At 43.6% G+C, this 10785-nt stretch carries 10 protein-coding genes and 1 pseudogene; 3 read left to right on the top strand and 8 right to left on the bottom strand.

The features are described from left to right. The 8 genes and pseudogenes from ACI35L_RS09555 to ACI35L_RS09520 all read right to left on the bottom strand — a co-directional run. Positions 1-189: pseudogene (locus ACI35L_RS09555) on the bottom strand (oxidase); the annotation flags it as partial. A 36-nt stretch (positions 190-225) separates the two neighbouring features. Beyond that, positions 226-723 (bottom strand): metallophosphoesterase family protein, encoded by a 498-nt coding sequence (locus tag ACI35L_RS09550; protein WP_439802761.1) that lies wholly within the window; start codon positions 721-723, stop codon positions 226-228. Positions 724-728: 5 nt separating this feature from the next. After that, positions 729-1271 carry a YcxB family protein gene (locus ACI35L_RS09545; RefSeq protein ID WP_439802758.1) on the bottom strand — a complete coding sequence of 181 codons (543 nt, stop codon included), beginning with the start codon at positions 1269-1271 and terminating at the stop codon, positions 729-731. A 185-nt stretch (positions 1272-1456) separates the two neighbouring features. Beyond that, positions 1457-1912, bottom strand: coding sequence for a staygreen family protein (locus ACI35L_RS09540; RefSeq protein ID WP_439802757.1), 456 nt, complete (start codon positions 1910-1912; stop codon positions 1457-1459). A gap of 64 nt (positions 1913-1976) precedes the next feature. Continuing rightward, positions 1977-2741 (bottom strand): hypothetical protein, encoded by a 765-nt coding sequence (locus ACI35L_RS09535; RefSeq protein WP_439802756.1) that lies wholly within the window; start codon positions 2739-2741, stop codon positions 1977-1979. 331 nt (positions 2742-3072) lie between these two features. Next, positions 3073-5517, bottom strand: coding sequence for a DNA topoisomerase IV subunit A (gene parC, locus ACI35L_RS09530; protein WP_439802755.1), 2445 nt, complete (start codon positions 5515-5517; stop codon positions 3073-3075). Beyond that, positions 5514-7481 carry a DNA topoisomerase IV subunit B gene (parE, locus tag ACI35L_RS09525; RefSeq protein WP_439802760.1) on the bottom strand — a complete coding sequence of 656 codons (1968 nt, stop codon included), beginning with the start codon at positions 7479-7481 and terminating at the stop codon, positions 5514-5516. Before parE ends, parC begins: the two co-directional genes overlap by 4 nt. A gap of 331 nt (positions 7482-7812) precedes the next feature. Continuing rightward, complete coding sequence (locus ACI35L_RS09520) at positions 7813-8223, bottom strand: CoA-binding protein (RefSeq protein ID WP_049670973.1); 411 nt, start codon at positions 8221-8223, stop codon at positions 7813-7815. 237 nt (positions 8224-8460) lie between these two features. Between ACI35L_RS09520 and plsY the strand changes: the two genes are divergently transcribed. From plsY to ACI35L_RS09505, 3 genes are all read left to right on the top strand, one after another. Continuing rightward, the gene (plsY, locus tag ACI35L_RS09515) at positions 8461-9069 is read left to right on the top strand and encodes a glycerol-3-phosphate 1-O-acyltransferase PlsY (RefSeq protein WP_439802759.1); all 609 of its coding nucleotides are present in this window, start codon (positions 8461-8463) and stop codon (positions 9067-9069) included. A gap of 149 nt (positions 9070-9218) precedes the next feature. Next, positions 9219-10361 carry a CapA family protein gene (locus tag ACI35L_RS09510; protein ID WP_439802754.1) on the top strand — a complete coding sequence of 381 codons (1143 nt, stop codon included), beginning with the start codon at positions 9219-9221 and terminating at the stop codon, positions 10359-10361. A 130-nt stretch (positions 10362-10491) separates the two neighbouring features. Next, entirely contained in the window at positions 10492-10782 is a 291-nt protein-coding gene (locus tag ACI35L_RS09505) for a HesB/YadR/YfhF family protein (protein WP_439802753.1), read from the top strand. The last annotated feature ends 3 nt before the right edge of the window (positions 10783-10785 follow it).

Raw genomic sequence — 10785 nt, 5'->3', positions numbered from 1 at the left:
AGGATATCCATCTTGATCGATGTTCGATAATGTCATCGCATGCGGCTCATAGATGCCATATTGAACAGCTGACTGAAACCATTCTAAAAAAAGGATGTACGGACATCCGCCGGCTTCATTGGCCTTACATTCAAAAAATGGTCCTGCTAGGGTCTGACTCCCTTTAATGACGGCTCTAATATGCTCCATGGTCTACTCCGCTTCGGCCTTCCTATTTTCAAAGGTTTACAGCTTGCTTGAATAAAAAACATGCTCAACAGCCATCTCGCTTCCAAGGCGGATAATGGCGAAGGAATAGTGCTCCTGCCGTCTCTTATCCGTAGGAGAACCTGGATTAAGGAGAAGGATTCCATTGACCTCTTTTAATAGTGGAATATGGGAATGACCGAATAGAATCAAGTCTACTTCCTCATCTGCGAATGCGGCCAGTGCCCGCTGCTCGGTTGTTCCTTTTTTGCCATGACCATGAACGATTCCGATTCGAAAGTCTTCAAACGTCCGTACTTTCTGAAGACCAAACTTTCCGACCAGCTCTCCGCTATCCACATTTCCGCAAACGCCATCGACTGGGGCAAATTTCTTTAGCTCCTCATAGACATCCATCGTCTGCCAATCACCTGCATGCAAAATATAATCAGCATCCTTTAGCTCCTCGACCAGCCTTCCTGGCAGGGACTTTGCCATCCTCGGCATATGTGTGTCTGATAGAGCAATGATCTTCATTTCCTTCACCTGCCTCCCCTCTCCTTCCCTTGATAGTCTTTAAGGTCAGATTGGAAGTTTTCCCAAGCTTCCTTGTCTTCAAAGATTCTCCTTGGAATCATAATGGCTGTAAACTCACTCACATGAATAAACACATATAAAGAAGTTACGTAAACCTCTTTAACCGCACTCCATTGATAGGTGATGTCTTTCATTCCATCCGTTTGCTCCGTGATTCCATTTTGATTGATTTCTATCTTTTTCTCGCCGTAAACACCCTCATTTTTCCCCTTAGCGTGGAATTTTCGGAGCCTCCTGCCAATCCAGCGATAAATAAAAAAGGAATAACCCTTAGACAAAAGGAAAGATAGAATGATCCAGATCCCGTAATAAATCAGCCAATTAGAGGGAGGCCAAACAAAGAATCCTGCAGCTCCCAGCAGGAGGAGCACAATGAAAAAGCGAACCTGCCTCCCCTTTACAACAAATCTAAACTGCGGTGATGTATGACTCATATGTATATAATATTGGACGATGTCCTCAAGCCTTACCTCGTAGTGAAATTTCATAACAAATCGCTCTCCTCCCTTTTATTTTACAACAGTAAGAAGAAAGCAAGCAGCCAGAAGACATAAATCTTACCTGATTTTCTTCGCTGAGAAAGGCTGCCCAAGCATAAACGACGTTATGCATGTGGGGTAACATAATAATGTTATGTAAAGTAAATTTCATAAACATAAAAGGATAGCCTAAGCTACCCTTCTTGATAATGCCTTGCCAATCCATAATACATCACTTGATTAAATTCAGGGTAAATGGAGCAGAACTCAACTTGAACAGGGGCATTCAAAAGCCAAGGATAGTATCCAAATAACCCTTTATCTCCATTGATGATTCCTTTCAAAGCAAGCGGCATCTCCTCTTTAAAGATTGAATAGCGTGCACGCGCTTTATTCTCATCGAATTCCCCTGCGCTAATATGGACTGAACAAACCAGATAGTATTGCCCTCCTCTGATCTGCCAGGTCCCAATCACTTCATCACGCATCTTCCAGTCGATTTTCGAGGAGTCAATTCCGCCGCCAACACTTAGGAATAACTCGCCTGTTTCATCTGAATGGGTCAGTGTATACGTACGACCCTCCACTGGCCCTACGGTAACATAAGGGGGGATAAATATAACAGTCAAGCGATTTGACAAAGCTGACATAAGGCCCTCACTCCATTAAAGTGATCTTATACGGCATCTTATGTCATCAGCCCAGCTTTGGTGATTACTTTGTCTCAACTTCCACGTTTTTTAAGATCCAGTTTTCTTCTTGATATACCCAGATTGAGCTTACCTCTGCAATGATATCCGATATCGAGGCTCCTGAGATGGTTTGCTTTGCAACCAGTTCATTAATCCCATCCTTGTTCGTATCCTTAACCGCTAAGGAATAAAATTCTCCAATCAATGTTTCCTGCGGTTCATTTAATTTGCCTTTTTTATACATCCCCAGCCTGTCATAGACTGGTTTGTGCTTTTTCAAGTCCAGCACAAAGGATTGATTATTTTCTGGGATGATGAAACTCGCACGATAGTTATTTTTGAACGATCCATTCAAATTAAGCGGCTCAGGCAGCGGCAGTTCCTCAATTGCTTGATTATAAACATTAAAGGCATAGTAGTCACAGGCCCCGGCACTTCCCCCTGTCGGAACCTCCAGTATGACCTCGAGTACTTTGTCTGAATTTGCATCGGCTAACATTAATTCCGGGCTGAATCCCCCAGGGATTTGATAAACTGCTTTGCCCTTTTGATTATTTAGAACCAGCTTGAATTCCTTATAATACTTTGTTCTCTCTCCAAAAGGGATTCCATATAACGTCAGCTGATCTTTCTGGCCATCTCCCGTGACATCAATCAAATAGGATTTCAGTTTAACCTCCCCGCTTTTCTTTGCAGCATTCACCTGCACGGGGGAATTCATGACTAATAAAACAGCGCAAAGAATGAGATATTTTACGGCCTTCATCATTTCAGCTCCTTTATTCACTTGATACCTCCCCTTACTGTTTCCTTGCCATTCGTTATTTATGCGGGGCTGATTGTTCAAAAAGAACAGAAAAAGAGGCTGGAAAAGACGAAATAAAAGATCCTCAAAAACGAATGATTCTCACTTATTTTTCCTATTCAATCGCAGTTGGAAAGACAAGTCCGTTCCATTCCGCTAGTCACGAATAGCCAAAAGCCACAATCAATACATACATGGAAAACAACAAAAAAAGACCCGATTAATTAGACGATAGATTCGTTCCTTTATCGTCTAATCATTCGGGTTGATCATTGGTTGAAAAACTTATTTCCCATCCTCTTCCTTAAAAGGTTTAGTTGGGAGTTTCGTCTGTTGTTTCTGCTTTGACAATCCAATTGTCGATAATTGGACCGTTTTCCGCTTCATCCATAAAGAAGGAACCATTCGAATAACGATCACTCGGACGAAGCTGGAAGGAGCCAATTTCTTCAATCTTGCCTTTTTCCGATTCAATATATAGCTGATCTAGGTCATCAAGCATTTCAATGCCAACAACTCTATGAGGATTTTTCTTGAGCTCACGAAGCATGACTACTCCTCTTTTTGCGCGGGAGCCGACTTCAAATTCAGAGCGTTTCATTTTCTTGACTGCCCCTCGATGTGTCACAAGAGCAATCATAGAGGAACTATCATCTGCGAATACTTTTCCGCTGACGACATGATCATCGTCTTTCAGATTGATGCCCTTCACACCCGCCGCTCTTGCACCAATGACAGGAACATCCTCCTCTTTGAACATGAGACCATAGCCATGTGATGTCGCCAGGAAGACTGTATATGTTCCGTCAGTAAGATGGACATCCACAACGCAATCATCGCCCTTAAGATTTAAGGCAACCAATGGTTTTGAATAACGGGTTGCTTTATATAAACCAAGCTCAGATTTCTTTACCATACCATTCTTGGTGACAAATAATAAGTATCCTGGTTTTTCAAAATCACGGACAGAGATGGCTTTAATGATGCAGTCATCTTTATCCATTGGAACAATGCTGCTAATATGCTGGCCGGCATCCTTCCACCTGATATCCGGCAGAAGATGAACCGGGCAGTAAATATAGCTTCCCTTGTTCGTAAATAGCAGGAGGGTATCCGTCGTGTTGATATCCATTTTGTGCAGGATGCGGTCCCCGTCCTTCATGCCGAAATCCTGCCCGCCGCTTGCCGTATAGGAACGAAGGCTTGTCCGTTTAATGTATCCTTCCTTCGTAACCGTGACGATGACATCTTCACTCGGGATTAAGACTTCAAGATTAATCTTAATGTCTTCTATCTTCGCTTCAATTTGAGAGCGGCGAGCGTCTGCATAGACTTTCTTGACTTCCTTTAATTCTTTCTTGATAACAGACATTAATTTCTTGTCGCTTTCAAGAATGGAAGTCAATTCGGCGATTTTCGTCTGAAGCTCTGCTGCTTCATTTTCCAGCGCTGTAATATCCGTATTCGTTAAACGGTATAATTGCAAGGAAACAATCGCTTCTGCCTGAGCCTGTGAGAAGCCAAATTCAGCCACGAGATTCTTCTTGGCATCCATCTTGTCATGAGAGGCACGAATAGTGGCAATGACTCGATCAAGAATGGAAATCATCTTGATAAGACCTTGAACGATATGCTCTCTTTCACGTGCTTTCTTCAGCTCAAATTCAGAACGTCTCGTAACAACCTCGCGCCTATGATCGATATAGGCATCCAGCATGCTGCGCAGTCCCATTAATTGCGGGCGCTTCTTATAAATAGCGACCATATTAAAGTTATATGTAACCTGAAGATCAGTATTCTTAAATAAGTATTGAAGGATAACTTCAGAATCAATTTCCTTCTTCAATTCAATCACAATACGAAGACCTGTCCGGTCCGTTTCATCACGTACCTCAGATATACCCTCGAGCTTGCGATCTAACCGAAGCTCATCAATCTTCTTCACAAGAGAAGCTTTATTGACATCAAACGGAATTTCCGTGATGATAATTTGCTGTCTCCCCCCGCGCAAAGTTTCAACCTCAGTCTTACTGCGGATAACGATTTTTCCCTTGCCGGTTTCATAGGCCTTCCTAATACCGTCAGCGCCTTGAATGATTCCGCCTGTTGGGAAATCAGGTCCTTTGACAACCTCCATTAAGTCCTCAACCGAACAATTTGGCTTGTCGATACGCATGATGGTCGCATCGACAATTTCCCCGAGATTATGCGGAGGGATCTCGGTAGCATAACCTGCAGAAATTCCGGTAGAACCATTTACCAGCAGGTTCGGATATTTTGCCGGCAAAACAACCGGCTCCTCATCCGTGTCATCGAAGTTCGGTACGAAATCAACCGTATGCTTGTCAATGTCGCTTAATAATTGACCTGCGATTGAGGACAATCTTGCTTCTGTGTAACGCATAGCAGCCGGCGGATCGCCGTCTACACTCCCGTTATTTCCGTGCATTTGAATTAATTCACGGCGCAGCTTCCAGTCCTGACTCATCCGAACCATGGCTTCGTAAACAGAGCTATCACCATGTGGATGGTAGTTACCAATAACGAGACCGACCGTCTTTGCTGACTTACGGTATGGCTTTTCATTTGTATTCCCGTCAGCATGCATCGCATAAAGGATCCTGCGCTGAACAGGCTTCAGGCCGTCCCTTGCATCCGGCAGGGCACGGTCCTGAATGATGTACTTACTATAGCGTCCGAAACGGTCGCCAATAACCTCCTCAAGGGGAAGATCGCGGTATTTTTCTGTAGAAGTCATATCACTTCCTCCTCATCGGCGACTGTAATATTCTCATTTTCCAATATATTATTATCTTCATCCAAGCCAAATGCCACATTGGATTCAATCCATTTTCGGCGCGGCTCGACTTTATCGCCCATCAATGTTGTCACACGGCGTTCAGCCCTTGCAGCATCGTCAATGCGCACACGAATCAATGTACGCTGAGCCGGGTCCATCGTCGTCTCCCAAAGCTGATCGGCATTCATCTCGCCGAGACCTTTATAACGCTGGAGCATATAGCCTTTTCCAACCTTCTTGATTGTGCTGTCAAGTTCATCATCATCCCAGGCATACTCAATGACTTCTCTCTTGCCTGAGCCCTTGCTGACCTTATAAAGCGGCGGAAGAGCAATGAAGATCTTGCCATTTTCGATTAAAGGCTTCATATAACGATAGAAGAACGTCAGAAGCAGCACCTGAATATGAGCACCGTCTGTATCGGCATCTGTCATGATGACAATCTTGTCATAGTTGATGTCCTCGATGGAGAAATCCGCACCGACTCCGCCGCCAATGGCGTGAATAATTGTATTGATTTCTTCATTCTTGAAGATATCCTCTAACTTCGCCTTCTCCGTATTGATAACCTTTCCGCGCAGAGGCAGAACCGCTTGGAAGCGTCTATCTCTCCCCTGTTTTGCGGAACCTCCGGCTGAGTCCCCCTCCACTAGATATAATTCGTTTTTCAGCGGATTACGGGATTGCGCAGGAGTAAGCTTACCGGAGAGAAGCGCCTCTGATTTCTTGCGTTTCTTTCCGCTTCTCGCATCCTCACGTGCTTTTCTCGCTGCTTCGCGTGCCTGTGCCGCTTTAATGGCCTTACGAACGAGCAGGGTGGCAATATCGGTGTTCTCCAATAAATAATAAGCTAGTTTATCAGAAATGACCGAATCAACTGCTGAGCGGGCATCGCTTGTTCCAAGCTTGCTCTTTGTCTGTCCCTCGAATTGAAGAAGCTCCTCAGGAATACGGACAGAGACGACACCTGCAAGACCTTCCCGAATATCTGAACCGTCTAGATTCTTATCTTTTTCCTTCAATAAGCCGGCTTTCCGTGCATAATCATTGAACACACGTGTCATGGCCGTTTTCATGCCTACCTCATGTGTGCCGCCGTCCTTTGTCCGGACATTATTGACGAAGGATAGGATATTTTCGGAATACCCATCATTGAATTGGAAGGAAAACTCGACCTCAATATCGGATTGGGTCCCTTCAAAGCTGACAACCGGGTGAAGAGTATCCTTCTCCTCATTTAAATAGCTGACAAAGGCCTCAATCCCATTCTCATAATGATAGACATCCTTCTCATCTGAGCGCAGGTCATGCAGCTCAATCTTCAATCCCTTTAGAAGGAAAGCAGACTCGCGCAAGCGCTCGCTCAATGTCTCACGGTTAAAGACCACAGTGGAGAAAATGGATGGGTCTGGTTTGAAATGGATGGTTGTTCCGGTTTGATTGGTCTTCCCAATCTTCTCAAGCGTCGTTACCGGTCTTCCTCCATTCTCAAAGCGCTGCTCATAGATAAATCCGTCGCGCTTGATGGTGACGACAAGCCATTCAGAAAGCGCGTTCACGACAGAAGCCCCAACCCCATGCAAGCCGCCGCTCGTCTTATAGCCGCCTTGTCCGAACTTACCGCCGGCATGAAGAACAGTGAGAATGACCTCTGGTGTTGGTTTGCCGGAGCGATGCATCCCTGTCGGCATACCGCGTCCTTTATCTACCACGCTAATACTGTTATCTTTATGAATCTTTACGATAATTTCATCACCGTACCCAGCTAGTACTTCATCGACTGAATTATCTACGATCTCATAGACTAGATGATGCAAGCCTCGAGTATCAGTGCTGCCAATATACATGCCCGGTCTTTTCCGGACAGCCTCTAATCCCTCGAGTACCTGGATGGCATCTTCATTATAATCAAATTGATTCAAATTCTTAGCCACTTATGTACCCCTCTCTATACTTTCCAAAAACTATTATATACTTTTTTATCATTAAGAACAAACGTTCTCATTCAAATAGGATTGTGCGTTCATTGCTCTATTCTTACAGATTCTTGGCCGTTTCGCAAATAGCAATTGACCTGACCGCGGAAATCGGATCCGAATCCTGAACCATTCAGAACAAAGCGATTCATTTATCGTCCCTTCTTCATATCGTAACACATGAGCAGGATTTGAAATCAAAATTTTGCATTTCAAAAGGATTTTCTGCAGGCACGCAAAAGCCGCCTTTGCTTCCAGGCGGCCAGTCTAAAACGACTTATTTCGTCAAAGCATGTTCGACTTTAATGCATCTGTCCATGATTACTTTCCGGCCCTTCTCTTGCAGCAGCTGAAAAGCTTCTTCATCCACTACACCAAGCTGAGTCCAGAATACATCCGCATCAATATCCAGGAAATCCTTTGCTAAATCCATGACAAATTCCGGCCTTCTAAACACATTCACAATATCCACATGCTCATCAAGTTCCTTCAAGGAGCCAATCGCTTTGACACCTAACACTTCCTTGACAGCCGGATTAACAGGAATGATCTCATAGCCGCTGTCCTGCATCGCTTTCGATACCATATAAGAAGTTCGCTCTGGGTTCTCAGAAAGCCCTACAACCGCAATTTTCTTTGCGTTTTTTAAGATGTTTCCGATCTCGTCCCTGCTAGGATTCTGTATCATCTTTCTTCCTCCCACCTTCTCTTGCCTTCCATACACTCATTCTTATTATATACCCGGATGGCACTTTAATATAGACTCTTCCACATAACATTTTTGATATATACGAATCAAAATCAACAGAATGAACAGTCGAACATGCCGGAAATGGATATATGTGCTAATTTGTTAAATTTCTATGCCCCTTTTGACAATCGTGTTAAAATATAGTGACACTATGGGTTAGAAAGGGTTTGGATGATGTTATACTTGATGCTTTTATTGGCCTATCTGCTAGGTTCCATACCTTCGGGTCTCATTATCGGAAAGGTGTTTTACAACACTGATATCCGTGAACATGGCAGCGGCAATCTTGGCGGAACCAATACTTTCAGGACACTGGGCAAAAAAGCAGGATTTGTGGTGACCTTACTGGATATTCTGAAAGGAACAGCTGCAACGTTTCTTCCATACATATTCACGGTGCAAACACCCAATTGGCCTGATTGGATTGCCTTGCCGCTTGTATGCGGACTACTGGCTGTAGTTGGACATATGTATCCTGTATTCGCGGGATTCAGAGGCGGAAAAGCCGTTGCAACCTCCGGAGGAATTATACTAGGGTATGAACCTGCTTTATTCGTAATTTTGTTAGTTTGTTTCTTGCTTTCCCTCTATTTGACGCGCATTGTTTCTTTATCTTCGATGATTATTGCCATTGTTGCTGTTATTTATGTTATGTTTACGAATGATTTATCTCTTCAACTATTGATCTTCTGCTTAGCTGCTTTCATTTTTTACCGCCATCGGGCAAATATTAAGCGGATTATCAATAAGACAGAGCCTAAAGTCAATCTATTCAAGAAATAAGCTGCTGCTGACTCCCTCACAGGGATCAGCAGTTTTTTTATTTTTGCCTATTTTTAACAAGGGTAAAAAAGGAAATTTTCCGTTGCATTTATCCCGGGATAATGTCACCATAATATTGAGTGAAAATTCATAAGAATAGGGCGGTTATCATGAAAAAACCATCGTTTATTCAAGTCATAATCATTCTATTATTAACTGGGAGCCTTGGTGCAGGATTACTCTATTGGCAAGGGATAGAAACAGCTACGACCGAGCCAAAAGAAAGTGTGTCAATAAGCGCGAGACCTCTAGCTTTAGACAGCAAAACGTACACAAAGACGATTACAATTGGTGCTATTGGTGATATCTTAATTCATACACCGGTCTATGAGGATGCTAAAACAAAGGACGGTTATGATTTTGAGCGTATGTTTGCTCCGGTGAAGGAAATGCTTGGGGAGCCTGATTTTACGATTGCCAATCAGGAATCCATTGCTGGAGGAAGCAAGCTGGGCCTATCCGGTTACCCAGCTTTCAATTCACCTTATGAGATCTCTGATACCCTGCAGGATTCAGGCATAGACTTAGTGACCCTTGCCAATAACCATTCCTTGGACAAAGGAGAAAAAGGCATCCTAAGCTCCTTATCCTATTATGAAAAAATCGGGATGCCCTATGTCGGCATGTATAAGGATCAAGAGGATGCCAAACAAGAACGCATCTTAACGATTGAGGGAATGAAAGTTGGCTTCTTATCCTACACATATGGAACAAACGGCATTCCGATTCCAGACGGCAAGGATTATTTAGTCAATTACCTTGAGGATCAGAAAATCATTTCTGACCTAAAGAGCATTAGAGGGAAAGCGGATATCGTCCTTATTAATGCACATTGGGGCAATGAATATGAGCGCAATCCATCAGACGAACAGCGGCGCCTCGCCCAGCTGATGGCAGATAATGGAGCGGATATCATCATTGGTCATCACCCCCATGTCCTTCAGCCGATTGAGTGGCTCGAGCATGATGATGGAGAAACGCTTGTCGTCTATTCACTTGGAAATTTCCTGTCTGGACAGGTGAGGGATTATAAGGATATCGGCGGCATGGTTACCATAGAAATCGAACAGACAAAGAGCGATGCAGGAACAGAGACAACCGTACTTAACCCAAGCTTCACACCGACCTATGTCACTAGCTCAAACGAGCAAAACTATCAGGTCAAGCCATTTGAGGATTCAACCGTTTTCGGTTCACCAAAGACAGATTTGGATGAGTTAACCGAGTTCATGCTTGAATCAGCTGACAAATGAGGTGGAAATCTTCCACCTCTATTTTTCTTTCCCGATATGTAATCCAAGCGGAATCAAATGATATTTTCCTATGTTTATGCGATAATGAAAGATACAACATGTTTACGGTATGGAAATAGGAGGAATAGCGATGAAAATAATAATAGATGAACAATCAGTGGCTTGGTACCGGGAAGAATTAGATTTAGGTGATGGCGATAGCATTCGGTTCTTCCCGCGTTATGGTGGATACAGCCCCATACAATCAGGTTTTTCCCTCGGCATCTCTCCTGAACCTGCCAAGGAAGCAAAGGTTTTAACCGAAAAGGGCGGATTATCGTTCTTTGTTGAGGAAGACGATTTGTGGTATTTTGACGGACATGATCTTGAAGTTCAATTCGATGAGAAGAAGGCCGAGCCTGCATTCCATTATCATAAATAACCA

It is taken from the genome of Pradoshia sp. (genome assembly GCF_051873915.1).
GTDB lineage: Bacteria > Bacillota > Bacilli > Bacillales > Pradoshiaceae > Pradoshia.
This window is presented reverse-complemented; position numbering and strand designations above follow the sequence as displayed.

What these genes read in the sequence shown, in the direction of transcription:
- ACI35L_RS09550 (WP_439802761.1), bottom strand. Translation starts at nt 723, where the DNA reads ATGAAGATCATTGCTCTATCAGACACACATATGCCGAGGATGGCAAAG.
- ACI35L_RS09545 (WP_439802758.1), bottom strand. Translation starts at nt 1,271, where the DNA reads ATGAAATTTCACTACGAGGTAAGGCTTGAGGACATCGTCCAATATTAT.
- ACI35L_RS09540 (WP_439802757.1), bottom strand. Translation starts at nt 1,912, where the DNA reads ATGTCAGCTTTGTCAAATCGCTTGACTGTTATATTTATCCCCCCTTAT.
- parC (WP_439802755.1), bottom strand. Translation starts at nt 5,517, where the DNA reads ATGACTTCTACAGAAAAATACCGCGATCTTCCCCTTGAGGAGGTTATT.
- ACI35L_RS09520 (WP_049670973.1), bottom strand. Translation starts at nt 8,223, where the DNA reads ATGATACAGAATCCTAGCAGGGACGAGATCGGAAACATCTTAAAAAAC.
- plsY (WP_439802759.1), top strand. Translation starts at nt 8,461, where the DNA reads ATGTTATACTTGATGCTTTTATTGGCCTATCTGCTAGGTTCCATACCT.
- ACI35L_RS09510 (WP_439802754.1), top strand. Translation starts at nt 9,219, where the DNA reads ATGAAAAAACCATCGTTTATTCAAGTCATAATCATTCTATTATTAACT.
- ACI35L_RS09505 (WP_439802753.1), top strand. Translation starts at nt 10,492, where the DNA reads ATGAAAATAATAATAGATGAACAATCAGTGGCTTGGTACCGGGAAGAA.